29 protein-coding genes and 2 pseudogenes are annotated in these 22256 nt (G+C 52.8%); 23 read left to right on the forward strand and 8 right to left on the reverse strand.

The window, feature by feature from the left end; translation table 11 throughout:
• Nucleotides 1-72 (reverse strand): IS1 family transposase (locus ACH0WD_RS17750; RefSeq protein WP_001568368.1); only part of this gene is annotated, 72 nt, incomplete at its 3' end.
• A 57-nt stretch (nt 73-129) separates the two neighbouring features.
• On the opposite strand from ACH0WD_RS17750, the pseudogene ACH0WD_RS17755 reads away from it, so the two are divergent.
• The 8 genes and pseudogenes from ACH0WD_RS17755 to ACH0WD_RS17790 all read left to right on the forward strand — a co-directional run.
• A pseudogene (locus ACH0WD_RS17755) lies at nt 130-372 on the forward strand (DUF2170 family protein); the annotation flags it as partial.
• 14 nt (nt 373-386) lie between these two features.
• Nucleotides 387-1085 (forward strand): PspA/IM30 family protein, encoded by a 699-nt coding sequence (locus ACH0WD_RS17760; RefSeq protein WP_000511981.1) that lies wholly within the window; start codon nt 387-389, stop codon nt 1083-1085.
• Nucleotides 1085-1186, forward strand: a pseudogene (locus ACH0WD_RS17765) (hypothetical protein); the annotation flags it as partial. The gene ACH0WD_RS17760 and the pseudogene ACH0WD_RS17765, both read left to right, overlap by 1 nt.
• Before the next feature lie 122 nt (nt 1187-1308).
• The gene (locus tag ACH0WD_RS17770; RefSeq protein ID WP_000090287.1) at nt 1309-1992 is read left to right on the forward strand and encodes a YjfK family protein; all 684 of its coding nucleotides are present in this window, start codon (nt 1309-1311) and stop codon (nt 1990-1992) included.
• Nucleotides 1993-2009: 17 nt separating this feature from the next.
• On the forward strand, nt 2010-2408 hold the full coding sequence (locus tag ACH0WD_RS17775; protein ID WP_000547738.1) for a DUF350 domain-containing protein: 399 nt from the start codon (nt 2010-2012) through the stop codon (nt 2406-2408).
• A gap of 9 nt (nt 2409-2417) precedes the next feature.
• Complete coding sequence (locus tag ACH0WD_RS17780; RefSeq protein ID WP_001085605.1) at nt 2418-3056, forward strand: DUF1190 domain-containing protein; 639 nt, start codon at nt 2418-2420, stop codon at nt 3054-3056.
• Nucleotides 3057-3058: 2 nt separating this feature from the next.
• Nucleotides 3059-4222 carry a glutathionylspermidine synthase family protein gene (locus ACH0WD_RS17785; RefSeq protein ID WP_000943930.1) on the forward strand — a complete coding sequence of 388 codons (1164 nt, stop codon included), beginning with the start codon at nt 3059-3061 and terminating at the stop codon, nt 4220-4222.
• A gap of 84 nt (nt 4223-4306) precedes the next feature.
• Nucleotides 4307-5929 (forward strand): isovaleryl-CoA dehydrogenase, encoded by a 1623-nt coding sequence (locus tag ACH0WD_RS17790; RefSeq protein WP_000118964.1) that lies wholly within the window; start codon nt 4307-4309, stop codon nt 5927-5929.
• A 44-nt stretch (nt 5930-5973) separates the two neighbouring features.
• Here the strand turns inward: ACH0WD_RS17790 and yjfN are convergent, their stop codons facing one another.
• Entirely contained in the window at nt 5974-6249 is a 276-nt protein-coding gene (gene yjfN / locus ACH0WD_RS17795; protein ID WP_001518964.1) for a DUF1471 family protease activator YjfN, read from the reverse strand.
• Between the two features lie 130 nt (nt 6250-6379).
• Nucleotides 6380-6709 carry a biofilm peroxide resistance protein BsmA gene (bsmA, locus tag ACH0WD_RS17800; protein ID WP_000586836.1) on the reverse strand — a complete coding sequence of 110 codons (330 nt, stop codon included), beginning with the start codon at nt 6707-6709 and terminating at the stop codon, nt 6380-6382.
• Between the two features lie 183 nt (nt 6710-6892).
• On the opposite strand from bsmA, the gene yjfP reads away from it, so the two are divergent.
• Nucleotides 6893-7642, forward strand: coding sequence for an esterase (yjfP, locus tag ACH0WD_RS17805; RefSeq protein ID WP_000560304.1), 750 nt, complete (start codon nt 6893-6895; stop codon nt 7640-7642).
• On the opposite strand, the gene ulaR is transcribed toward yjfP, so the two are convergent.
• Both ulaR and ulaG read right to left on the reverse strand, forming a co-directional pair.
• Nucleotides 7639-8394, reverse strand: a complete 756-nt coding sequence (ulaR, locus tag ACH0WD_RS17810; RefSeq protein WP_000133618.1) for an HTH-type transcriptional regulator UlaR — start codon at nt 8392-8394, stop codon at nt 7639-7641. The two genes, yjfP and ulaR, sit on opposite strands and share 4 nt — an antisense overlap.
• Nucleotides 8395-8498: 104 nt before the next feature.
• A complete protein-coding gene (gene ulaG / locus ACH0WD_RS17815; RefSeq protein ID WP_000049161.1) occupies nt 8499-9563 on the reverse strand; it encodes an L-ascorbate 6-phosphate lactonase in 1065 nt (354 codons plus the stop codon).
• A gap of 361 nt (nt 9564-9924) precedes the next feature.
• Between ulaG and ulaA the strand changes: the two genes are divergently transcribed.
• From ulaA to ACH0WD_RS17850, 7 genes are all read left to right on the forward strand, one after another.
• The gene (ulaA, locus tag ACH0WD_RS17820; RefSeq protein ID WP_000404873.1) at nt 9925-11322 is read left to right on the forward strand and encodes a PTS ascorbate transporter subunit IIC; all 1398 of its coding nucleotides are present in this window, start codon (nt 9925-9927) and stop codon (nt 11320-11322) included.
• Between the two features lie 15 nt (nt 11323-11337).
• Entirely contained in the window at nt 11338-11643 is a 306-nt protein-coding gene (ulaB, locus tag ACH0WD_RS17825; protein WP_000218358.1) for a PTS ascorbate transporter subunit IIB, read from the forward strand.
• A gap of 9 nt (nt 11644-11652) precedes the next feature.
• Nucleotides 11653-12117, forward strand: a complete 465-nt coding sequence (ulaC, locus tag ACH0WD_RS17830) for a PTS ascorbate transporter subunit IIA (protein WP_000776531.1) — start codon at nt 11653-11655, stop codon at nt 12115-12117.
• A 13-nt stretch (nt 12118-12130) separates the two neighbouring features.
• Complete coding sequence (gene ulaD, locus ACH0WD_RS17835; protein ID WP_000056761.1) at nt 12131-12781, forward strand: 3-keto-L-gulonate-6-phosphate decarboxylase UlaD; 651 nt, start codon at nt 12131-12133, stop codon at nt 12779-12781.
• 9 nt (nt 12782-12790) lie between these two features.
• Complete coding sequence (gene ulaE, locus ACH0WD_RS17840; RefSeq protein ID WP_000949534.1) at nt 12791-13645, forward strand: L-ribulose-5-phosphate 3-epimerase UlaE; 855 nt, start codon at nt 12791-12793, stop codon at nt 13643-13645.
• Nucleotides 13645-14331 (forward strand): L-ribulose-5-phosphate 4-epimerase, encoded by a 687-nt coding sequence (locus ACH0WD_RS17845; protein ID WP_001170770.1) that lies wholly within the window; start codon nt 13645-13647, stop codon nt 14329-14331. The genes ulaE and ACH0WD_RS17845 overlap by 1 nt, the downstream gene beginning before the upstream one ends.
• A gap of 87 nt (nt 14332-14418) precedes the next feature.
• Nucleotides 14419-14976: a DUF1440 domain-containing protein gene (locus tag ACH0WD_RS17850; protein ID WP_000026294.1), complete on the forward strand. Its 558-nt coding sequence runs from the start codon at nt 14419-14421 to the stop codon at nt 14974-14976.
• Nucleotides 14977-15029: 53 nt separating this feature from the next.
• On the opposite strand, the gene yjfY is transcribed toward ACH0WD_RS17850, so the two are convergent.
• Complete coding sequence (gene yjfY, locus ACH0WD_RS17855; protein ID WP_000466075.1) at nt 15030-15305, reverse strand: DUF1471 family protein YjfY; 276 nt, start codon at nt 15303-15305, stop codon at nt 15030-15032.
• A gap of 386 nt (nt 15306-15691) precedes the next feature.
• Here yjfY and rpsF point away from each other — a divergent pair, with 386 nt between their 5' ends.
• From rpsF to ACH0WD_RS17880, 5 genes are all read left to right on the forward strand, one after another.
• Entirely contained in the window at nt 15692-16087 is a 396-nt protein-coding gene (gene rpsF / locus ACH0WD_RS17860) for a 30S ribosomal protein S6 (RefSeq protein WP_001216673.1), read from the forward strand.
• 6 nt (nt 16088-16093) lie between these two features.
• Complete coding sequence (gene priB / locus ACH0WD_RS17865; RefSeq protein WP_001519453.1) at nt 16094-16408, forward strand: primosomal replication protein N; 315 nt, start codon at nt 16094-16096, stop codon at nt 16406-16408.
• 4 nt (nt 16409-16412) lie between these two features.
• Nucleotides 16413-16640 (forward strand): 30S ribosomal protein S18, encoded by a 228-nt coding sequence (gene rpsR / locus ACH0WD_RS17870; RefSeq protein ID WP_000135199.1) that lies wholly within the window; start codon nt 16413-16415, stop codon nt 16638-16640.
• A 41-nt stretch (nt 16641-16681) separates the two neighbouring features.
• The gene (rplI, locus tag ACH0WD_RS17875) at nt 16682-17131 is read left to right on the forward strand and encodes a 50S ribosomal protein L9 (protein WP_001196065.1); all 450 of its coding nucleotides are present in this window, start codon (nt 16682-16684) and stop codon (nt 17129-17131) included.
• 147 nt (nt 17132-17278) lie between these two features.
• Nucleotides 17279-18205: a DMT family transporter gene (locus tag ACH0WD_RS17880; protein WP_000381075.1), complete on the forward strand. Its 927-nt coding sequence runs from the start codon at nt 17279-17281 to the stop codon at nt 18203-18205.
• A 49-nt stretch (nt 18206-18254) separates the two neighbouring features.
• On the opposite strand, the gene ACH0WD_RS17885 is transcribed toward ACH0WD_RS17880, so the two are convergent.
• Nucleotides 18255-18890, reverse strand: a complete 636-nt coding sequence (locus ACH0WD_RS17885) for an OapA family protein (RefSeq protein WP_001119446.1) — start codon at nt 18888-18890, stop codon at nt 18255-18257.
• 219 nt (nt 18891-19109) lie between these two features.
• Between ACH0WD_RS17885 and fklB the strand changes: the two genes are divergently transcribed.
• On the forward strand, nt 19110-19730 hold the full coding sequence (gene fklB / locus ACH0WD_RS17890) for an FKBP-type peptidyl-prolyl cis-trans isomerase (RefSeq protein ID WP_000235161.1): 621 nt from the start codon (nt 19110-19112) through the stop codon (nt 19728-19730).
• Between the two features lie 295 nt (nt 19731-20025).
• Nucleotides 20026-21435, forward strand: a complete 1410-nt coding sequence (gene cycA / locus ACH0WD_RS17895; RefSeq protein WP_000228322.1) for a D-serine/D-alanine/glycine transporter — start codon at nt 20026-20028, stop codon at nt 21433-21435.
• 111 nt (nt 21436-21546) lie between these two features.
• On the opposite strand, the gene ytfE is transcribed toward cycA, so the two are convergent.
• Nucleotides 21547-22209, reverse strand: coding sequence for an iron-sulfur cluster repair protein YtfE (ytfE, locus tag ACH0WD_RS17900; protein ID WP_000331471.1), 663 nt, complete (start codon nt 22207-22209; stop codon nt 21547-21549).
• Between the last annotated feature and the right edge of the window lie 47 nt (nt 22210-22256).

Below are 22256 nucleotides of genomic sequence, written 5' to 3' on the forward strand. Positions count from 1 at the left end.
GGTGCTTTTGCCGTTACGCACCACCCCGTCAGTAGCTGAACAGGAGGGACAGCTGATAGAAACAGAAGCCACTGGAGCACCTCAAAAACACCATCATACACTAAATCAGTAAGTTGGCAGCATCACCCTTATATCTGTCCGGTAAATACGATTAGAGATACCGCGGAATTTAATCTTTTCTTACTGAGAAATCAGAAGGTGTTACCGCTGTCTTCGGTCGGTATTACCCAGGTAAAACAGGAGGAATATTATGTCGCTTTTGGCGCGCTGTCGTTAAATTCGTCGCTTGCCGACGTGACGCTGGAAATCACCACGCTTGTAGAAAATGCGTTGGATATCGCTGAAATAACACAAGTCTATTCACAGGAATAATACAGGCGGCTTACATGGGAATTTTAAAAAGTTTGTTCACGTTAGGTAAATCATTCGTTGCTCAGGCAGAAGAGGCCATTGATGAAGCGCAGGGTGTACGTATGCTGGAGCAGCATATTCGCGACGCAAAAGCCGAGCTGGATAAAGCGGGTAAATCCAGAGTGGATTTATTGGCGCGGGTGAAGCTAAGCCATGACAAGCTGAATGATTTACGTGAGCGTAAAGCCAGCCTTGAAACGCGGGCGTTGGCGGCAATGAGTAAGAATGTCGACGCCGCTTTACTCAACGAAGTGGCGGAAGAAATAGCCCGTCTGGAAAATGCCATTCTTGCCGAAGAACAGGTGCTGACTAATCTGGAAGCCTCTCGCGATGCGGTGGAGAAGGCCGTAACGGCGACAGGCCAGCGGATTGCGCAGTTTGAGCAGCAACTTGAAGTGGTTAAGGCGACAGAAGCCATGCAGCGCGCGCAGCAGGCGGTGACGACCTCGACCGTCGGAGCCGCGTCGAATGTGTCTACGGCGGCGGAGTCGCTTAAACGTTTACAAACGCGTCAGGCTGAACGCCAGGCCCGGCTGGATGCCGCCGCGCAGCTGGAAAAAGTCGCCGATGGACGCGACCTGGATGAAAAACTGGCGCAGGCCGGCATTGGCGCAACCAATAAAAGCAATGCTCAGGATGTGTTGGCGCGTTTACAGCGTCAACAAGGCGAATAATGCTCTTTACGTGGATGGTCAAAACCTGCCAGCGTCATTTGTCCAGACTGACCTGGCCCGCTTTGCTGGGCCTGTTTATCGGGCAGTATCTGCTTTGTTATCGGTAGCGCGAAAGCGCGCTACCGTGCTGAGCTTCGTCGCTTTCATACGAGACGGCACATGAATGCGCGATCTCAAATGGCATTATGCCCAACGACAATCGCATTCTGGCTGAAGAGGTCGCATGGCAAGAGATAGAGGTTCCCCTATGATGCAATTTTTTCAGCGTTTGCTCGGTAAAACAAGCGCGCCAGCGCCGATTCGCGGACCATTAGGATTACATCTTAACGCCGGTTTCACGCTGGATACGCTGGCATTCCGGCTACTGGAGTCGTCGTTGCTGGTGGCGCTACCGGGTGAAAAATACACTGTCGCGGCAGCGAGTCGCATAGATTTAGGCGGCGGCAGTCAGATTTTTCGCTACTACACCTCTGGCGATGAGTTTCTACAAATTAACACCACTGGCGGCACGGATGTTGACGACATTGATGACATCAAACTTTTTGTATATGAGGAAAGTTTCGGTATTAACGAGGAACGTCACTGGCGTTCAGCCATTGCGCCAGCGGCAATAGGGCTGATGACGCTCAACTGGCAAGAACGGCGCTGGCAGCGTTTTTTTAACCATGAAGAGCCGGGCAATATTGAACCTGTTTACATGCTGGAAAAGGTTGAAAATCAGCAGGCAGAGAAATGGGACGTTCACAATTTTACGATGGGCTTCCAGCGCCAGGTGACGGATGACGCCTGGGAGTATCTTCTATTGAACGGGGAAGAATCATTTAACGAGCGCGGTGAGCCTGAATGGGTGTTTTCACGCGCCCTCGGCGTGGATATCCCGCTCACTTCACTGACGGTTATTGGTTAAGCACATACAGGGAAATTATGCATATACTGGACGCATTACTGGCTTTCTGCGCCTATTTTTTTATTGGCGCGGCAATGGTCATTGTATTTCTTTTTATTTACTCAAAGATAACGCCGCATAATGAATGGCAGTTGATAAAAAATAACAATACTGCGGCATCGCTGGCCTTTAGCGGTACGTTGCTGGGCTATGTCATCCCCTTATCCAGCGCGGCGATAAACTCGGTCAGCATCCCGGACTATTTTGCCTGGGGCGGCATTGCGCTGGTTATTCAGCTGCTGATTTATGGTTGCGTAAGGTTATACATGCCTACGCTGAGCGAAAAAATTATTAATCACAACGTGGCGGCGGGGCTATTTATGGGAACCGCAGCGCTGGCTGGCGGTATTTTTAACGCTGCCTGTATGACATGGTAACGGAAGATCATGGCAAAAAAACGAAAATCCAGAAGCACATCCGGCGTAGGCCATTCGGCAATAAGACGGATAGCCGAACCGGTCAATCCCTTTGAGCGGCAACGAAATCGCTACACGCCAAAATACCTGACGCTGGCGATTATGGGTGGAGCGGCCTTTTTTCTCCTGAAAGGGTACGGTGACGGCAGCAATAGTGACAACGACGGCGATGGGACGTTTTACGCCACGGTGAACGACTGTATTGACGATGGCAATAGCGCCAGCGTTTGCGCTGACGGCTGGAATAATGCGAAAACAGAATTTTACGCTAATGTGCCTAAGCAATTGACGCAGGAGCGCTGTCAGTCGCAGTTTGGCGATTGCTACTTTGATATCACCGAGCGGAGCTGGGTTCCGGTATTAAGCGGCTTTTTACTCAGCCGCGCGATTCGCCAGAACCGTGACGAACAATATATCTATAGCAGCGGCGGTTCATCCTACGTCTCCCGTCCCGTCTGGCGCACCACATCCGGCGACTATGCGTGGCGCAGCGGCACAGGGAAAAGCGATACCGCGACCAGCCCTGGTTATATCACACGGAAAGCGTCCACCGTCTCCCGCGGCGGCTATGGCCGTTCTTCCAGCGCCCGCGGGCACTGGGGAGGCTAACCATGCTACGACATAACGTACCGATACGCCGGGATCTGGATAAGATCGCCTGCGATCACGGTTTTGACTTTCATGTTATCGATAACGAAATTTACTGGGATGAAAGCCGGGCCTACCGTTTTACATTACGGCAAATTGAAGAACAGATCGAAAAACCGACCGCAGAGCTTCATCAGATGTGTCTGGAGATTGTCGAGCGGGCCGTCCGGGATGAGCAGATCATGCAGCAGCTGGCGATCCCGCCATTGTACTGGGATGTCATCGCCGAAAGTTGGCGCAGCCGCGATCCTTCGCTTTACGGGCGGATGGATTTCGTCTGGTGCGGCAAAGATCCGGTTAAATTGCTGGAATACAATGCGGATACGCCGACGTCGCTCTATGAGTCCTCCTACTTTCAATGGCTATGGCTGGAGGATGCCCGTCGTAGCGGCGCCATCCCGCGTGATGCCGATCAATACAACGCGATACAGGAGCGGCTGATCGCCCGCTTCAGCGAGCTGTACAGTCGGGAACCGCTCTACTTTTGCTGTTGTGAAGATACCGACGAAGATCGCACGACGGTGCTGTACCTTCAGGATTGCGCGCAGCAGGCGGGCCAGGAAACGCGATTTATCTATATTGAAGAACTGGGGCTTGGCGTAGGCGGCGTGCTGACCGATCTGGACGATAACGTGATTCGCCGCGCCTTTAAGCTCTACCCGCTGGAATGGATGATGCGCGACGACAACGGCCCGCTGTTGCGAAAACGGCGTGAGCAATGGATTGAGCCATTGTGGAAAAGTATTCTGAGTAACAAAGGGCTGTTGCCGTTATTGTGGCGCTTTTTCCCTGGCCATCCGAATCTGCTGCCGGCCTGGTTTGAGGGCGAAAAATCGCTCGCAGCGCCAGGTGAAAGCAGCGTGCGGAAGCCGATTTATTCACGTGAAGGCGGCAACGTCACGATTTTCGACGAGCGGCAAAATGTTATCGATCATGCCGACGGCGACTACGCTGACGAGCCGATGATTTACCAGGCGTTTCAGCCTTTGCCGCGCTTTGGCGATAGCTATACGCTGATTGGCAGTTGGATCATTGACGATGAAGCCTCCGGGATGGGGATTCGCGAGGACAATACGCTAATTACCAAAGACACTTCCCGTTTCGTCCCACATTATATTGCCGGTTAATCATACTTTTGTGATCTTGCTCCGGCGTCAATGGCGCAGTCATGACCATACTTGACTTCAGCGCCATTGAAGGAGGGAGACACCATGTCCTGGCAAACACATACCGTTTTTAATCAACCAGCTCCGCTCAATAACAGTAACTTATTCCTGTCTGATGGCGCGCTGTGTGAAGCGGTTTCCCGGGAAGGCGCGGGATGGGATAGCGATCTTCTCGCCAGCATTGGCCAACAACTGGGAACGGCAGAATCACTGGAACTGGGGCGTCTGGCGAATGCGCATCCTCCTGAGTTGCTGCGTTACGATCCCCAGGGACAGCGCCTGGATGACGTTCGCTTTCATCCCGCCTGGCACCTGTTGATGCAGGGGCTTTGCGCTAATCGGGTACATAACCTGGCCTGGGAGGAAGAGGCAAGGGCGGGAAGTTTTGTCGCCCGGGCGGCGCGTTTTGTATTACATGCTCAGGTAGAAGCGGGAACACTCTGTCCTGTCACGATGACCTTTGCCGCGACACCGTTGCTATTGCAGATGCTTCCCGCCACTTTCCATGACTGGCTGGCGCCGCTGCGCAGCGATCGCTACGATTCGCATTTGCTGCCGGGCGGGCAAAAACGGGGCCTGCTCATCGGCATGGGAATGACGGAAAAGCAGGGCGGATCGGACGTACTCAGTAATACGACCCACGCGGAGCGGCTGGCGGATGATTCATATCGGCTGGTGGGACATAAATGGTTTTTCTCTGTGCCGCAAAGTGATGCGCACCTCGTGCTGGCGCAGGCAAAAGGAGGACTATCCTGTTTCTTTGTGCCGCGTTTCCTGCCAGACGGGCAACGGAACTCTGTTCGTCTTGAACGCCTGAAAGATAAACTCGGTAATCGATCTAATGCCAGCGCCGAAGTCGAGTTTCAGGATGCCGTCGGCTGGCGGCTGGGAGAAGAGGGCGAAGGGATTCGGCATATCTTAAAGATGGGCGGTATGACGCGTCTTGATTGCGCGCTCGGGAGTCATGGCTTAATGCGGCGCGCATTTTCAGTCGCGATTTACCATGCTCATCAGCGTCAGGCTTTTGGTAAGCCGCTGATCGAACAACCGTTGATGCGACAAACCTTAAGTCGTATGGCGCTATGCCTGGAGGGGCAGACGGCGCTTTTGTTTCGGCTGGCGCGCGCCTGGGAGCAACGTCGCGAGGCGAAAGAGGCATTATGGGCGCGATTATTCACGCCAGCGGCGAAATTCGCCATCTGTAAGCAGGGAATCCCTTTTGTGGCTGAGGCGATGGAGGTTCTCGGCGGGATGGGGTATTGCGAAGAGAGCGAACTCCCGCGCCTGTACCGTGAAATGCCGGTGAACAGTATCTGGGAAGGTTCCGGCAATATCATGTGTCTGGATGTACTTCGGGTGCTGACAAAACAACACGGCGTCTATGACGTATTGAGTGAAGCTTTTGCGGAAGTCAAAGGTCAGGATCGCCATTACGACCGCGCGGTACGCCAGCTACAGCAACGTTTACGCAAACCGGACGAAGCAATGGGCAGAGAGATTACGCAGCAGCTTTTCCTGCTGGGGTGCGGAGCGGAAATGCTGCGTCATGCCTCGCCGCCGCTGGCGCAAGCGTGGTGTCAGATGATGCTGGATACACGCGGCGAAATGCCGCTGCCTGCCCAGGTGCAAAATGATTTACTGTTAAGGGCGACCGGGGGACTGCGGTAACGTTTGACCTGTAGTACATGCCATCCGGCGCGAGCCACGCGGCATCAGGCATAGAGTATCGCCTGTACGCGCCAGTTATCCGACTGTTGTTCTTCATACATTTGAATAATTCTGTACCAGGACGCACCCTGTTCATCGGCTTTCAGGGCGATAATCCGCTCCACATCCTGTGGGTTTCCTGCAACATTACTGACCGAGATCAGGCCGATTTCATTCAGACCCGTTACGCAGTCAGCACTGGCGAATTCGGCAGACTGTGCCGTCGTACTCACCAGTCCGGCAGAAAGCAGCAGTGAGGATAAGGCAAGTTCTTGTTTCATCGTCAGCTCCTTATTACATACCCCGCATTTAACAGGACGCTCCATCACGGTAAACCTGTTTGTTTATTGTGCACAGGTAAACGCATAGGGACGCAAAGCAATGTAAAACTGACTAAAAATCAATCTACTGTTATTGACGATACAAAATGGCTTGTGAATACCACTGGCCGGTTACAACCGTTTCATCAACCATTAAGATAACGTAATAATCGGCTTTCGCAGCGACGGCTTTCGCTCTGATTTCATCTATTGCATCATCCGGGGAGCCCCGAACCAGCGCGCTTACGGTCCCCATCCGCTGTAGTCCTTGCGTTTGATCGCGACGGATTTCCTGCGGGTGATCGGCGACAGGCGGCGCAGGTTGCGGCGTACCCTGCAGCACGCTACACGCGCTTAATAACAGCGCTGCTATCAATGAAGCAAACCGACGCATAACTCTATCTCGTTTCCTGATAATCATAGTGTAATGCCTTATTGATTTCCCTTTAGGGGGAATGTTCCCGAAGTGTTACCTGTCACGCGATTTTCGAATGAAAACGTTGCGAAAGCGTAACCCAGTTCTCAAACATTATGAATTATTGCGCTATCCATAAACTTGCGTTAAGTATTTCTCCGTGGCATACCGGATAAAAAGGAGAGAATAATGATAGCGATTGAAACACGACAATTAGCCGGAGGCGTCGTACTACATGCCTTCCCGGAAGGGAAACGCGCCGTGCCGCTTCCCTGTGTGGTGTTCTATCATGGCTTCACCTCCTCCAGCCTGGTTTATAGTTATTTTGCCGTTGCCCTGGCACAGGCAGGATTCCGGGTAGTCATGCCGGATGCGCCGGAGCATGGCGCTCGCTTCGGCGGCGACTCACAGGGACGAATACACCGATTCTGGCAGATTCTGCACCAAAACATGCAGGAATTTACGACGTTACGTGCGGCGATTCAGGCGGAAAACTGGCTACTTGACGGGCGGTTGGCGGTGGGCGGCGCATCCATGGGCGGTATGACGGCGCTGGGCATTATGACGCGTCACCGAGAGGTAAAATGCGGGGCCAGTTTAATGGGGTCGGGCTATTTTACCGGGCTCGCCCGGACGCTTTTCCCGCCGTTATCCCCGCAGAACCCGGCGCAGCAGGCGGAATTCGACAATATCATCGCGCCGCTACGTGAATGGGAAGTCACACACCAGTTAGAGCGACTGGCCGACAGGCCGCTTCTGTTGTGGCATGGTCAGGAGGATGACGTGGTGCCTGCTATCGAAACCTTCCGGCTCCAGCAGGCACTCGCCGGGGCGAAGCTGGATAAGCATGTGACCTGTTTATGGGCCGCAGGCGTGCGGCATCGCATTACGCCAGAAGCGTTGTCGGCGACGGTAGCGTTTTTCCGACAGCATCTTTAAACGCGGAGTATGCTTACACCCTGGGCTTCAAGCTGTTGCAAAACCTGCGGATTGGCATTTTTGCCGGTAATCAGCATAGCGATCTGATCGGCGCGGCTGAACAGCATCCCCGCGCGCTCGCCAATTTTACTGCTATCGACCAGCGCGACCAGTTTCCCGACGACGCTGAGCATTTTTTGTTCCGCCATGGCGGTTAGCATATCGGTCTTGTACAGGCCATCCGCGGTTAAGCCCTTTCCGCTGGTAAACATCCAGTGGCCCGCATAGAGACTGTTTTCACTTCCCTGCGGGCTCAGGGTAATCGACTGGCTTTTATTATACTGACCACCCATGATAATCACGCTGTCATGCTCTTGATCGATCAGATAATTCGCCAGCGGCAGATAGTTGGTAATGATCTGTACCGGCTTCCCGCACATTTCGCGCCCCAGCAGGAAAGCGGTGGAGCCGCAGTTAATCACTACGCTTTCACCCGGGTTTACCAGCTGCGACGCCGCTTTCGCGATGCGTACTTTTTCATCGTGATTTTGCGCCTGGTGCAGATTCATCGGCGTCCAGCGGGGCCGCTGTTGGGTAATGGCCTCTGCGCCGTTGCGCACTTTTTTAAGTTTCCCGCTTTCGTCGAGCTTGTTGATGTCGCGGCGCGCTGTCGCCGGGGAGATCCCCAGACGCTCAATCACGTTTTCGACGGTAACAAAGCCCAACTGTGCCAGCATATCCAGCAGTATTTGATGTCTTTGTGCTTCAGTCATGAGCTATTCCGATACAAATTGATTTGAAAAGATGATATTTGAAATAGCCTGGAAATACTAAAGTAAATGGAAAAAATGCCGGGTAATCCCGGCATGATATCGACTCACAGGAAGGATTTGAACGGTAGATCGGGTTCAATGGTAAAGCAATCGTCAAACCCACGCGGATAGTGGTATTCGAAATTGTCTTTATCCAGCGGCCAGGTAAACTTGCCGCCAACCTGCCAGATAAACGGTTTAAAACCATACTTCAGGCGATCTTTCTTCATTTCCCATAGCACGCGGATCTCTTGCGGATCGGCCTGGAAGTTCGACCAGATATCGTGATGGAACGGGATCACCACTTTGGTATTCAGCGATTCCGCCATGCGTAAAATATCCGCGCTGGTCATTTTGTCCGTAATACCGCGCGGGTTTTCACCGTAAGAACCGAGCGCGACATCAATTTGATGTTCGTTGCCGTGTTTCGCGTAGTAGTTGGAATAGTGAGAATCGCCGCTGTGATAGAGATTGCCGCCCGGCGTTTTAAACAGATAGTTAACCGCGCGTACATCCATGCCGTCCGGCAGTACGCCAGCGGCTTTCTGATCGGCGGGCAGGGTGATTAATGCGGTGCGGTCAAAGGCATCAAGCGCATGAATTTCAATATCTTTCACTTTCACGACATCGCCCGGTTTTACCACGATGCAGCGTTCTTTCGGCACGCCCCAGCCAACCCATAAATCCACGCAGGTCTGCGGGCCGATAAACGGAACATCATCGGCGCAATTCTGCATTACGGCAGCCGCGACATTGACGTCAATGTGATCGTTATGGTCGTGGGTCGCCAGTACGGCGTCAATCTGACGGATAGCGAAAGGATCGAGAACAAACGGCGTGGTGCGCAGGTTAGGCTGTAATTTTTTGACGCCAGCCATACGCTGCATCTGATGGCCGGTTTTCATCAACGGATTACCGTGGCTCTGTTTACCGGTACCGCACCAGAAATCGACGCATACGTTAGTGCCGCCTTCAGATTTTAGCCAGATACCGGTACAGCCCAGCCACCACATAGCGAACGTACCCGGCGCGACCTGCTCTTGCTCAATCTCTTCGTTCAGCCAGCTTCCCCACTCCGGAAACGTGCTCAGAATCCATGATTCACGCGTGATGCTTTGTACTTTACTCATCGCATTTACCTTCATGTTTGTTCAAAATGGTTCAAAACGTGATTTGTTTTGATTAATCCTGACACTATTTTCTCAAGAAGGCAATGGGCTATTTTTTGACTTTTGGGTAGGGGATAACGCAGTCAGGAGAAAATTTAATCTTGCCTGGCCTCATGGGGATGTAGCCATCTTTATGATTTTGCTTATTTAATGAAAAAATGAGTTACCTATAAGTAAACCATGTATTAAGTGCGCTAATTATTTGCGCGCTACGTCACATTTAATCAAATTCAATCTTGTTGTGATTACTTTTGAAAATTACAGTGAAGGGACATTATCCTGAGCGCCTGTGACTCAGCAACCTCGTCTACCGGAGATCGTTATGGAGATCCTCTACAACATCTTTACCATTTTCTTTAATCAGGTAATGACCAATGCCCCGCTATTACTGGGTATTGTGACCTGCCTGGGCTATATCCTGCTGCGCAAAAGCGTCAGCGTGATCATCAAAGGGACGATCAAAACCATCATTGGCTTCATGCTGCTACAGGCCGGGTCCGGCATTCTGACCAGCACCTTTAAACCGGTGGTGGCGAAAATGTCTGAGGTCTACGGCATCAACGGCGCGATTTCCGATACCTATGCTTCGATGATGGCAACGATCGAACGGATGGGTGATGCGTATAGCTGGGTAGGCTACGCGGTGTTGCTCGCGCTGGCGCTGAATATTTGTTACGTCTTGTTGCGACGCATTACCGGTATTCGCACCATCATGTTGACCGGGCACATCATGTTCCAGCAGGCGGGGCTGATTGCGGTCTCTTTCTATATCTTCGGCTATTCCATGTGGACCACCATTATCTGCACGGCGATACTGGTTTCCCTGTACTGGGGTATCACCTCCAACATGATGTACAAGCCGACTCAGGAAGTGACGGACGGCTGCGGTTTCTCCATCGGTCACCAGCAGCAGTTTGCTTCCTGGATTGCCTATAAAGTCGCGCCGTTCCTGGGCAAAAAAGAGGAAAGCGTTGAAGACCTCAAACTGCCGGGCTGGCTGAACATTTTCCATGACAACATCGTCTCCACGGCGATTGTAATGACCATCTTCTTTGGTGCCATTCTGCTCTCCTTCGGTATCGACACCGTGCAGGCGATGGCGGGCAAAACCCACTGGACAATCTATATCCTGCAAACCGGTTTCTCCTTTGCGGTGGCGATCTTCATCATCACTCAGGGCGTGCGTATGTTTGTCGCCGAACTCTCTGAGGCCTTTAACGGTATCTCCCAGCGTCTGATTCCGGGCGCAGTACTGGCGATTGACTGCGCCGCTATTTATAGCTTCGCGCCTAACGCGGTGGTCTGGGGCTTTATGTGGGGCACCATCGGCCAGCTGATTGCGGTTGGCATCCTGGTTGCCTGCGGCTCCTCGATCCTGATTATTCCTGGCTTTATCCCGATGTTCTTCTCTAACGCCACTATCGGCGTGTTCGCTAACCACTTCGGCGGCTGGCGTGCGGCGCTGAAGATTTGTCTGGTGATGGGGATGATCGAAATCTTTGGTTGCGTCTGGGCGGTGAAACTCACGGGGATGAGCGCCTGGATGGGTATGGCGGACTGGTCGATTCTGGCACCGCCGATGATGCAGGGCTTCTTCTCCCTCGGTATCGCCTTTATGGCCGTCATCATTGTAATTGCACTGGCTTATATGTTCTTCGCTGGCCGCGCACTGCGCGCAGAAGAAGATGCAGAAAAACAACTGGCAGAACAGTCTGCTTAATAAGGAGTTTTGATTATGACCGTACGTATTCTGGCTGTATGTGGCAACGGGCAGGGCAGTTCCATGATCATGAAAATGAAAGTGGACCAGTTTTTAACCCAATCAAACATTGACCACACGGTAAACAGCTGCGCGGTTGGCGAGTACAAAAGCGAGTTGAGCGGCGCGGATATCATCATCGCTTCTACCCATATTGCAGGCGAAATCAGCGTGACCGGCAACAAATATGTGGTTGGCGTGCGCAACATGCTGTCGCCTGCGGATTTTGGCCCGAAACTGCTGGAAGTGATCAAAGAACATTTCCCGCAAGACGTGAAGTAAGGATGCAACATGAAATTACGTGATTCACTGGCGGAGAATAATTCTATCCGCCTGCAGGCTGAAGCGAATACCTGGCAGGAAGCCGTCAAGATCGGCGTCGATTTACTGGTGGCTGCCGACGTGGTAGAGCCGCGCTATTACCAGGCGATTCTGGATGGCGTTGAGCAGTTTGGCCCCTATTTTGTGATTGCCCCCGGCCTGGCGATGCCGCATGGCCGCCCGGAAGAAGGGGTGAAGAAAACCGGTTTTTCTCTGGTGACCCTGAAAAAGCCGCTGGAGTTCAACCACGAAGATAACGACCCGGTCGATATTCTGATCACCATGGCGGCGGTAGACGCCAATACCCACCAGGAAGTGGGCATCATGCAGATCGTCAACCTGTTTGAAGACGAAGCTAATTTTGACCGTTTACGCGCCTGCCGCACCGCGCAGGAAGTCCTGGATCTCATTGACCGCACCAACGCGGCAGCTTAAGAAGGAATTGAAAATGTCATTACCAATGTTGCAGGTCGCGCTGGACAACCAGACTATGGATAGCGCCTATGAAACCACTCGCCTGATTGCCGAAGAAGTCGACATTATCGAAGTGGGCACCATTCTGTGCGTGGGCGAAGGCGTGCGTGCGGTTCGCGACCTGAAAGCGCTCTATCCGCACAAAATCGTGCTGGCGGACGCCAAAATTGCCGATGCCGGTAAAATCCTCTCCCGTATGTGTTTCGAAGCCAACGCGGACTGGGTGACGGTCATTTGCTGCGCCGACATCAACACCGCGAAAGGCGCGCTGGATGTGGCGAAAGAGTTCAACGGCGACGTGCAGATCGAACTGACCGGTTACTGGACCTGGGAACAGGCGCAGCAGTGGCGCGATGCGGGCATTCAGCAAGTGGTTTATCACCGCAGCCGCGATGCGCAGGCCGCAGGCGTGGCGTGGGGCGAGGCGGATATTACCGCGATTAAGCGACTCTCCGATATGGGCTTTAAAGTGACCGTGACCGGCGGACTGGCGCTGGAAGACCTGCCGCTGTTCAAAGGCATTCCGATCCATGTCTTTATCGCGGGGCGCAGCATTCGCGATGCCGAATCGCCGGTAGAAGCCGCACGGCAGTTCAAACGCTCCATTGCCCAACTGTGGGGCTAAGGAGCGGCTATGCTGTCGAAACAAATTCCGCTCGGCATCTATGAAAAAGCGCTCCCTGCCGGGGAGTGCTGGCTGGAGCGCCTGCGGCTGGCGAAAACGCTGGGTTTTGACTTTGTTGAAATGTCGGTGGACGAGACCGACGCCCGACTGGCGCGGCTCGACTGGAGTCGCGAGCAGCGCCTGGCGCTGGTGAGCGCGGTTGCTGAAACCAGCGTGCGCGTGCCGTCCATGTGTCTGAGCGCGCATCGTCGTTTTCCGCTCGGTAGCGAAGATGACGCGGTACGGGCGCAGGGGCTGGAGATTATGCGTAAAGCGATTCAGTTTGCGCAGGACGTCGGGATTCGCGTCATTCAACTGGCGGGGTACGACGTTTACTATCAGCAGGCCAACGACGAAACGCGTTGCCGCTTCCGCGATGGGTTAAAAGAGAGCGTTGATATGGCCAGCCGCGCCCAGGTGACGCTGGCGATGGAGATCATGGACTACCCATTGATGAATTCCATCAGTAAAGCGCTGGGCTATGCTCACTACCTCAATAACCCGTGGTTCCAGCTCTATCCGGATATCGGCAATCTGTCTGCCTGGGATAACGACGTACAGATGGAGCTACAGGCGGGAATCGGGCATATCGTCGCGGTACACGTCAAAGATACTAAACCCGGCGTGTTCAAAAATGTGCCGTTTGGCGAAGGCGTTGTCGATTTCGAACGCTGCTTCGAAACGCTCAAACAGAGTGGCTATTGCGGGCCCTATCTGATTGAGATGTGGAGTGAAACAGCAGAGAACCCGGCGGCAGAGGTAGCGAAAGCGCGTGACTGGGTGAAAGCGCGCATGGCCAGCGCCGGTCTGGTGGAGGCAGCCTAATGCAAAAGCTCAAGCAGCAGGTATTTGACGCTAACATGGATTTGCCCCGTTATGGACTGGTGACGTTTACCTGGGGCAACGTCAGCGCTATCGATCGCGAACGCGGGCTGGTGGTGATTAAGCCAAGCGGTGTCGCCTATGAAACCATGAAGGTAGATGACATGGTGGTGGTGGATATGGATGGCAAAGTGGTGGAGGGACGTTATCGTCCTTCTTCCGATACCGCTACCCATCTGGCGCTGTATCAACGCTATCCGTCGCTTGGCGGCGTCGTTCATACCCACTCCACCCACGCCACGGCATGGGCGCAGGCGGGGATGGCTATTCCGGCGCTCGGTACCACGCACGCGGACTATTTCTTTGGCGATATTCCTTGTACCAGGGCGTTAAGCGAAGAAGAAGTGCAGGGCGAGTACGAGCTGAACACCGGTAAGGTGATCATCGAAACGCTGGGCGAGGTGGAACCGCTGCATACGCCAGGCATTGTGGTGTATCAACACGGGCCGTTCGCCTGGGGGAAAGATGCGCACGATGCGGTACATAACGCGGTCGTCATGGAGGAAGTGGCAAAAATGGCGTGGATTGCGCGCGGCATTAACCCGGCGCTGAATCCCATCGACGATTATCTGATGAATAAACACTTCATGCGTAAGCATGGCCCGAATGCGTATTACGGGCAGAAGTAAAACAACGCTCCGGGATCCTATCCCTCAGGGATGTAATTGGTCAGATTCCGGAGCTTCTTTCATAACACTCTATAGAATCATACTATTGTGTCTATCAACGGATTGTTTGTTAAAACTGACCCACAGCGGCGTCGGTATGGAGTAGCTGCGTTAATTGGTTTTGCAGCGGGTATTATTTCAGCATTTGTAAAATGGGGCGCGGAAGTTCCTTTACCGCCGCGAACGTTTTCCGGCGGGCGCGATGAGTTTAATCCACCGTATATTTTTTTGCGGGATTATTTAGGCATTGACCCAACACAAACGGTTTATACCTTTTCTGAGCATGTTATTAACCCTGTGATGGTAACTCATATTATCTTTTCGCTGGTATTCGCAATAGGTTACTGCGTCGTCGCGGAAATTTTCCCGAAAGTTAAATTATGGCAGGGGATACTGGCGGGGCTGATTGTTACGGTCGTCGTGCATGGCATATTCTGCCCGGCGCTGAACTTAACGCCTCCGCTTACACAACTTCCTTTTGACGAGTACGCTTCTGAAATTCTGGGACATGTATTTTGGTTTTGGGTGATTGAGTTAATGCGCCGCGATCTGCGAAACCGCATAACGCATGAGCCGGATGCCGAAGTGCCATTAACAACCCGATAAGCGAAAAAAAATGCCCCCTGACCAGGGGGCAAAACTATGGCATTTTCCTGATACTAGCGATAAATCTTCGCGCTGGCATGCATGTTGCCGTTACTACCGGGCTCCCGTAACAAAATCGGGTGGTAGTACATTGCGCCTCGCGCATCAGTTTCTTCTTTCAGCGCCTGGCGGGCCTCGCTTTCAGTCGCGAAATTATGGTTTATGTAAATCACGCCTAAGCTCTGTATATCGTCCATATTTCTGGCCTGACGATTATCAATTTCAATGGCTGCCATTGTATTTACGCTGAGCAAAAATCCAGCCAGAAGGGGGAAAATACGGAAGAACATAGTGACCTCCTCGGCGGCGGTTGCTGACCCGGCCCTGCCTCCTTTTTTGTGAACCTCTGATGTTATTTTAATCGCTACCAGCAGGAGCGATAGCGACCATTTCTGATGCAGTTGTTCAAAAAATTACCGCATTTCCCGCTGATGCCTGATAAATCGTCAACTCGCTAGCTGTTATGGTGGTTAACAGGTCGGTATCTCATCCTTAATCTTTTACATTTCAGAACTGATCGGCAGGCACATAAATAATCGAACTATTGCCTTGAGTTTCGCCGGGCGTGTCAGTATTATAACGCGTCATTTTTCAGCCGACCTTTAACACGTTCCTTGCCTCCATGGGCCGCGGCTGACCCAGACAGGAGGCTGAATAATCCGTAAGGAGCAATTCGATGCGTCATTACGAAATCGTTTTTATGGTCCATCCTGACCAGAGCGAACAGGTTCCGGGCATGATCGAGCGTTACTCTGCTGCCATCACTGGCGCAGAAGGCAAGATCCACCGTCTGGAAGACTGGGGCCGCCGTCAGCTGGCTTACCCGATCAACAAACTGCACAAAGCGCACTACGTTCTGATGAACGTTGAAGCGCCGCAGGAAGTGATCGATGAGCTGGAAACTACCTTCCGCTTCAACGATGCCGTTATCCGCAGCATGGTTATGCGTACTAAGCACGCTGTTACCGAAGCTTCTCCGATGGTTAAAGCGAAAGACGAGCGCCGTGAGCGTCGCGATGATTTCGCTAACGAAACCGCAGATGATGCTGAAGCTGGGGATTCTGAAGAGTAATTTCTGATGACCAACCGTCTGGCGTTGTCCGGCACCGTGTGCAGGGCCCCCCTTCGAAAGGTCAGTCCATCAGGAATTCCGCATTGCCAGTTCGTGCTTGAGCATCGTTCTGTGCAAGAGGAAGCCGGCTTTCACCGGCAGGCGTGGTGCCAAATGCCCGTTATTGTTAGCGGACACGAAAACCAGGCCATTACTCACAGTATAACGGTCGGCAGCCGCATAACCGTTCAGGGGTTTATTTCTTGCCACAAGGCAAAGAACGGTCTGAGCAAAATGGTTCTGCATGCCGAGCAGATTGAATTGATAGATTCTGGAGACTAGCCATATGGCACGTTATTTCCGTCGTCGCAAGTTCTGCCGTTTCACCGCGGAAGGCGTTCAAGAGATCGACTATAAAGATATCGCTACGCTGAAAAACTACATCACCGAAAGCGGTAAGATTGTCCCAAGCCGTATCACCGGTACCCGTGCAAAATACCAGCGTCAGCTGGCTCGCGCTATCAAACGCGCTCGCTACCTGTCTCTGCTGCCGTACACTGATCGCCATCAGTAATCGGTCACGGTCCATTAATACGACTTTGAGAGGATAAGGTAATGCAAGTTATTCTGCTTGATAAAGTAGCAAACCTGGGTAGCCTGGGTGATCAGGTTAACGTTAAAGCGGGCTATGCTCGTAACTTCCTGGTACCACAGGGTAAAGCTGTTCCGGCTACCAAGAAAAACGTTGAATACTTCGAAGCACGTCGCGCTGAACTGGAAGCTAAACTGGCTGACGTTCTGGCTGCTGCAAATGCACGCGCAGAGAAAATCAACGCCCTGGAAACCGTTACTATCGCGTCTAAAGCAGGCGACGAAGGTAAACTGTTCGGTTCCATCGGTACTCGCGACATCGCTGACGCTGTGACTGCGGCTGGCGTTGACGTGGCTAAGAGCGAAGTTCGTCTGCCGAACGGCGTTCTGCGTACCACTGGCGAACACGAAGTGAACTTCCAGGTTCACAGCGAAGTATTCGCAAAAGTTATCATCAACGTGGTTGCTGAGTAATCAGTCATTCTCGTTTTTGCTAGCAACGAAACGTCGGCCCAGCGCCGGCGTTTTGCTTTTTTAACCCCATCGCTTTTCGACTGGCTATCTCCCCCTCTTTTCGCGATAATCAAAAATAAAACATTATTTTAATTTCTTGGTGAAAGAATGGATACCCAACGCCAGGCCTCCCCGTTTGCCCGCAAAAACGTCGTTTATGTGTGTGCCGCATTTTGTTGCCTGCTATGGGGCAGCGCTTATCCAGCCATCAAAAGCGGTTATGACCTCTTTCAGATAGCCACCGATGATATCCCTTCTAAAATTGTTTTTGCTGGTTATCGTTTTTTATTTGCGGGTGGGTTGCTGCTACTGTTCGCGCTGCTTCAGCGTAAACCGATTGGTCGGTTTCGTCCGCGCCAGTTTGCTCAGTTAACGTTACTGGGTCTGACCCAGACGTCGCTGCAATATCTCTTTTTCTATATCGGCCTTGCGTTCACCTCCGGCGTGAAAGGCTCAATCATGAACGCGACAGGCACATTCTTCAGCGTATTGCTGGCGCACTTTATTTATCAGAACGACCGATTGAGCTACAACAAAACGCTCGGCTGTATTCTGGGCTTTGCGGGCGTCATGGTGGTGAACGTCAGCAACGGCCTGGATTTCAGCTTTAATCTGCCGGGAGAAGGCTCCGTGGTGCTGGCTGCGTTTATTCTTTCTGCGGCCACATTGTATGGCAAACGTCTCTCGCAGACGGTCGATCCGATGGTCATGACTGGCTATCAATTGGGGATTGGCGGTCTGGTACTGGTCATTGGCGGTTACGTTTTTGGCGGTACGCTGACGATACATGGCTTCTCGTCGGTGGCGATTTTAGTCTACCTGACGCTGCTCTCGTCGGTCGCTTTTGCGCTATGGAGCATTTTACTCAAATATAACCGCGTGGGGATGATTGCGCCGTTTAACTTTCTGATCCCGGTTTCTGGCGCGGCTCTTTCGGCTATTTTTCTCGGCGAGAATATATTGGAGTGGAAATACATGATTGCGCTGGTGCTGGTGTGTTCGGGGATTTGGTGGGTGAATAAGGTGAAGCGGTAATGCTTCACCTGAACGAATAGGGTATAGGCGGGGTAAGGCGCAGCCGGCGTTACTGTGCGCGAATAAAACTGCCGTCAGGCTGACGCGTAAACAGCACCTGTTGACCGTTATCGCCATCTATCGTTAAACCTGTCACCACCCCGCTGGCATTCTGGCGAATTTTAATCATTTGACCATTTTTGAGATTACTCAGCGGCTTGCCAGCGCCTTCTACCTGCGCCATTGCATAAACGTCTGTCGGGGGCAGTCCGTGGTCACGGAACAGTTGCGCCAGAGTTTTACCAGGCTCTACCCGGTACGAGCGCCATTGTTGACCGATGCCGCTATCCTGCTGGAAAGGCTGCGTCTGCGGCTGGTTTTGTTCTTCCGGCTGGCCTTCCTGGATAGGTTCCGGCGCAACGGGCGCCACCTGATCCGGATCGTTTTGCGGCGCGACCAGTTGCGCCTGAAGCTGGGCCTCCGTCGGCGGCTGTGATTGCGATTGCAGATCCAATTGCGCTTCCCGCGTGACGACAGGCGAGTCGCTGGTCTCGCTGGCGGGCAGCAGGAACCCGATCACCAGCACGATAGCGGCAATGATAATGCCACGACGATGCATAGGCGGCAGCGGCTCCATGATGCGAAAATTATCCGGCGCGTGCCAGATTTTCGCCAGGGTTGGTTTTAATTCAAAGCGCCCGGGCATGGTTTACCTCCTGCTCCGCATCTCGTTCCTTAATCATAGAGTATAGATGGCTAACGCTATGATACTGGTAGTGCTATCCGCTTTCGTGACATCAATACGGATAATCTATTGTTTCTTTTTCCCTGCGATTTGTCATCCTCCCTGAGACAAAGTTTTACCAGAAGAAGCGTGGCTGTTATGCTGCCCGCTACTTTTTTGATATCCGATGAAGGAAAAATAATGGCCACCCCGACTTTTGACACTATTGAAGCGCAAGCGAGCTACGGCATTGGTTTGCAGGTAGGGCAGCAGCTCAGCGAATCCGGTCTTGAAGGGCTGTTGCCTGAAGCGCTGGTTGCAGGCATTGCTGATGCGCTGGAAGGTAAACACCCGGCGGTTCCTGTTGATGTGGTGCATCGTGCGCTGCGTGAAATTCATGAGCGTGCGGACGCGGTGCGTCGTGAGCGTTTCAAAGCGATGGCGGCCGAAGGCGTGAAATACCTGGAAGAAAACCGCGAAAAAGACGGTGTGAACAGTACTGAATCTGGTTTACAGTTCCGCGTTCTGACGCAGGGCGAAGGCGCGATTCCGGCGCGTACCGACCGCGTACGCGTGCATTACACCGGTAAGCTTATTGATGGCACCGTATTTGACAGCTCCGTCGCGCGCGGCGAGCCGGCTGAATTCCCGGTAAATGGCGTGATCGCCGGCTGGATTGAAGCGCTGACTCTGATGCCGGTAGGTTCCAAATGGGAACTGACTATCCCACAGGAGCTGGCCTATGGCGAGCGTGGGGCCGGGGCCTCTATTCCGCCATTCAGCACCCTGGTGTTTGAGGTGGAACTGCTGGAAATTCTCTAAGCGCCCCGGGTTTGCCGGATGACGGCGTAAACGCCTTATCCGGCAATCCTGACTTCAGCAGATGCCAATATTTTATTTTGCAAATGGCGTCGTTACGTGTATTTTTGTGAGCTAATTCGCATTATCAAAGTGATATAACACTCATTTTAAACATAAAATTAACATTGTATTTGAATCTGAGTATTCATCCCGCCGATTCTTACCTAATATCGATGAGTCCTGATAACAGGATCGTCGTATCATAGACCAAAGGCCGTAGAGCCCGCACAACACAGACAGGTACAGGAAGAAAAACATGGTAGATCAGGTAAAAGTCGCAGCCGACGAACAGGCTCCGGCTGAACAGTCGCTACGGCGCAATCTTACAAACCGTCATATACAGCTTATCGCTATTGGCGGCGCTATTGGTACCGGTCTGTTTATGGGATCGGGTAAAACGATCAGTCTCGCCGGACCGTCGATCATTTTTGTGTATATGATCATCGGTTTTATGCTTTTTTTCGTGATGCGCGCCATGGGGGAATTGCTGCTCTCGAATCTGGAATATAAATCGTTTAGCGATTTTGCTTCCGACCTGCTTGGCCCCTGGGCGGGATATTTCACCGGCTGGACGTACTGGTTTTGCTGGGTAGTGACCGGTATGGCTGACGTGGTGGCGATTACCGCCTACGCGCAGTTCTGGTTTCCCGGCCTTTCCGATTGGGTCGCCTCGCTGGCGGTAGTGATCCTGCTGCTAAGCCTCAACCTCGCCACCGTTAAAATGTTTGGTGAAATGGAATTTTGGTTTGCTATGGTCAAAATCGTCGCCATCGTGGCGTTGATTGTGGTCGGGCTGGTGATGATTGCGATGCACTTTAAATCGCCGACCGGCGTTGAAGCGTCTTTCGCGCATCTGTGGAATGACGGCGGCTGGTTCCCGAAAGGTATTAGCGGGTTCTTTGCCGGTTTCCAGATTGCGGTATTCGCCTTCGTGGGCATTGAGCTGGTCGGTACTACCGCCGCAGAAACTAAAGATCCGGAAAAATCGCTGCCGCGCGCGATTAACTCAATACCGATCCGTATCATCATGTTCTACGTCTTTGCGCTGATTGTCATTATGTCGGTGACGCCGTGGAGTTCCGTGGTGCCGGATAAGAGCCCGTTTGTTGAGCTGTTTGTACTGGTGGGTCTGCCTGCCGCCGCGAGCGTGATCAACTTTGTTGTGCTGACCTCGGCGGCGTCTTCCGCCAACAGCGGCGTCTTCTCGACCAGCCGTATGCTGTTTGGCCTGGCGCAAGAAGGCGTGGCGCCAAAAGCGTTCGCTAAGCTATCGAAACGCGCGGTACCGGCGAAAGGCCTGACCTTCTCCTGTATCTGCCTGCTGGGCGGCGTGGTTATGCTGATGGTCAACCCGAGCGTGATTGGCGCATTCACCATGATCACTACGGTTTCGGCTATCCTGTTTATGTTTGTCTGGACCATCATTCTGTGTTCATACCTGGTGTACCGCAAAAAGCGTCCCCACCTGCATGAAAAATCCATCTATAAGATGCCGCTCGGTAAGCTGATGTGCTGGGTCTGCATGGCGTTCTTTGCATTCGTGCTGGTATTACTGACGCTGGAAGACGATACGCGCCAGGCGCTGATCGTGACGCCGCTGTGGTTTATCGCGCTGGGTCTGGGCTGGCTGTTGATAGGTAAGAAACGGATGGCGGGAATGCGTTAATTGTTTTGCCCGGTGGCGCTGGCGCTTACCGGGCTTACAGCGTAGCGTTGATTTGTAGGCCGGATAAGGCGCAGTTTACAGCCGCCATCCGGCAAAATGCCCGGCTGGCGATTATTCCCCGGCCAGCGCGCGTGGGAACAGCACGTTATTCTCCAGGCTGATGTGCTCCATCAGATCATCAATCATCTCATTAATGCCGTTATACATCGCTTTCCAGGTGGTGCAGGCTTCTGGCGGCGGCGTTACATTTTGGGTGACGTGTTTGATGACGTCTACCAGCTCTCCCGCCTCGTCATGCTCGCTTTCCATTACGCTTATCGGGCCCGTTGCCTGGCGACCCATACCCTGTTTGATCATGGGGAACAGGATCTGTTCTTCTTTCATCATATGGCTGGAAAGCTCTTCATGCAGCGCGGTGAGATATTTTGTCAGGCCGCGTGGGACGTTTGGCTTATCCGCGTGGACGCGTTCCACTTTGGTTGCCTGCAGGATAAGCTCCGGCAGTTGTTCGCGATGTCGGTCATGATAGCGCACAACGATATGGTCAATAATGTCCGCCAGCGGAACGGCGCGCCAGTCTTTTTCGATGGGCTGTTCAGCCAATTGCGCCAGTTGCGCTTCAATGATGTCAATATCGACGTCGTGACGCGCGGCGGCGCGCGCCAGCGTCTGTTTTCCACCGCAGCAGTAATCCATATCGTACTGGCGAAACAGCGCCGATGCGCGGGGAATAGAGAGCGCCAGTTCGCCTAAAGGTTGATCGCGATAAGCCATAGCCGTTACCTCATTTGCAATAATATAAGTTGTATTTTAAATGCATC

This window comes from Salmonella sp. 2020_1395 (genome assembly GCF_043848115.1).
Classification (GTDB): Bacteria; Pseudomonadota; Gammaproteobacteria; order Enterobacterales; family Enterobacteriaceae; genus Salmonella; species Salmonella enterica.

Excerpts from the sequence above, each read along its gene's own strand:
- ACH0WD_RS17760 (WP_000511981.1), top strand. The coding sequence starts at position 387 with ATGGGAATTTTAAAAAGTTTGTTCACGTTAGGTAAATCATTCGTTGCT.
- ACH0WD_RS17770 (WP_000090287.1), top strand. The coding sequence starts at position 1,309 with ATGGCAAGAGATAGAGGTTCCCCTATGATGCAATTTTTTCAGCGTTTG.
- ACH0WD_RS17775 (WP_000547738.1), top strand. The coding sequence starts at position 2,010 with ATGCATATACTGGACGCATTACTGGCTTTCTGCGCCTATTTTTTTATT.
- ACH0WD_RS17780 (WP_001085605.1), top strand. The coding sequence starts at position 2,418 with ATGGCAAAAAAACGAAAATCCAGAAGCACATCCGGCGTAGGCCATTCG.
- ACH0WD_RS17785 (WP_000943930.1), top strand. The coding sequence starts at position 3,059 with ATGCTACGACATAACGTACCGATACGCCGGGATCTGGATAAGATCGCC.
- ACH0WD_RS17790 (WP_000118964.1), top strand. The coding sequence starts at position 4,307 with ATGTCCTGGCAAACACATACCGTTTTTAATCAACCAGCTCCGCTCAAT.
- yjfN (WP_001518964.1), bottom strand. The coding sequence starts at position 6,249 with ATGAAACAAGAACTTGCCTTATCCTCACTGCTGCTTTCTGCCGGACTG.
- bsmA (WP_000586836.1), bottom strand. The coding sequence starts at position 6,709 with ATGATTATCAGGAAACGAGATAGAGTTATGCGTCGGTTTGCTTCATTG.
- yjfP (WP_000560304.1), top strand. The coding sequence starts at position 6,893 with ATGATAGCGATTGAAACACGACAATTAGCCGGAGGCGTCGTACTACAT.
- ulaR (WP_000133618.1), bottom strand. The coding sequence starts at position 8,394 with ATGACTGAAGCACAAAGACATCAAATACTGCTGGATATGCTGGCACAG.
- ulaG (WP_000049161.1), bottom strand. The coding sequence starts at position 9,563 with ATGAGTAAAGTACAAAGCATCACGCGTGAATCATGGATTCTGAGCACG.
- ulaA (WP_000404873.1), top strand. The coding sequence starts at position 9,925 with ATGGAGATCCTCTACAACATCTTTACCATTTTCTTTAATCAGGTAATG.
- ulaB (WP_000218358.1), top strand. The coding sequence starts at position 11,338 with ATGACCGTACGTATTCTGGCTGTATGTGGCAACGGGCAGGGCAGTTCC.
- ulaC (WP_000776531.1), top strand. The coding sequence starts at position 11,653 with ATGAAATTACGTGATTCACTGGCGGAGAATAATTCTATCCGCCTGCAG.
- ulaD (WP_000056761.1), top strand. The coding sequence starts at position 12,131 with ATGTCATTACCAATGTTGCAGGTCGCGCTGGACAACCAGACTATGGAT.
- ulaE (WP_000949534.1), top strand. The coding sequence starts at position 12,791 with ATGCTGTCGAAACAAATTCCGCTCGGCATCTATGAAAAAGCGCTCCCT.
- ACH0WD_RS17845 (WP_001170770.1), top strand. The coding sequence starts at position 13,645 with ATGCAAAAGCTCAAGCAGCAGGTATTTGACGCTAACATGGATTTGCCC.
- yjfY (WP_000466075.1), bottom strand. The coding sequence starts at position 15,305 with ATGTTCTTCCGTATTTTCCCCCTTCTGGCTGGATTTTTGCTCAGCGTA.
- rpsF (WP_001216673.1), top strand. The coding sequence starts at position 15,692 with ATGCGTCATTACGAAATCGTTTTTATGGTCCATCCTGACCAGAGCGAA.
- priB (WP_001519453.1), top strand. The coding sequence starts at position 16,094 with ATGACCAACCGTCTGGCGTTGTCCGGCACCGTGTGCAGGGCCCCCCTT.
- rpsR (WP_000135199.1), top strand. The coding sequence starts at position 16,413 with ATGGCACGTTATTTCCGTCGTCGCAAGTTCTGCCGTTTCACCGCGGAA.
- rplI (WP_001196065.1), top strand. The coding sequence starts at position 16,682 with ATGCAAGTTATTCTGCTTGATAAAGTAGCAAACCTGGGTAGCCTGGGT.
- ACH0WD_RS17880 (WP_000381075.1), top strand. The coding sequence starts at position 17,279 with ATGGATACCCAACGCCAGGCCTCCCCGTTTGCCCGCAAAAACGTCGTT.
- ACH0WD_RS17885 (WP_001119446.1), bottom strand. The coding sequence starts at position 18,890 with ATGCCCGGGCGCTTTGAATTAAAACCAACCCTGGCGAAAATCTGGCAC.
- fklB (WP_000235161.1), top strand. The coding sequence starts at position 19,110 with ATGGCCACCCCGACTTTTGACACTATTGAAGCGCAAGCGAGCTACGGC.
- cycA (WP_000228322.1), top strand. The coding sequence starts at position 20,026 with ATGGTAGATCAGGTAAAAGTCGCAGCCGACGAACAGGCTCCGGCTGAA.
- ytfE (WP_000331471.1), bottom strand. The coding sequence starts at position 22,209 with ATGGCTTATCGCGATCAACCTTTAGGCGAACTGGCGCTCTCTATTCCC.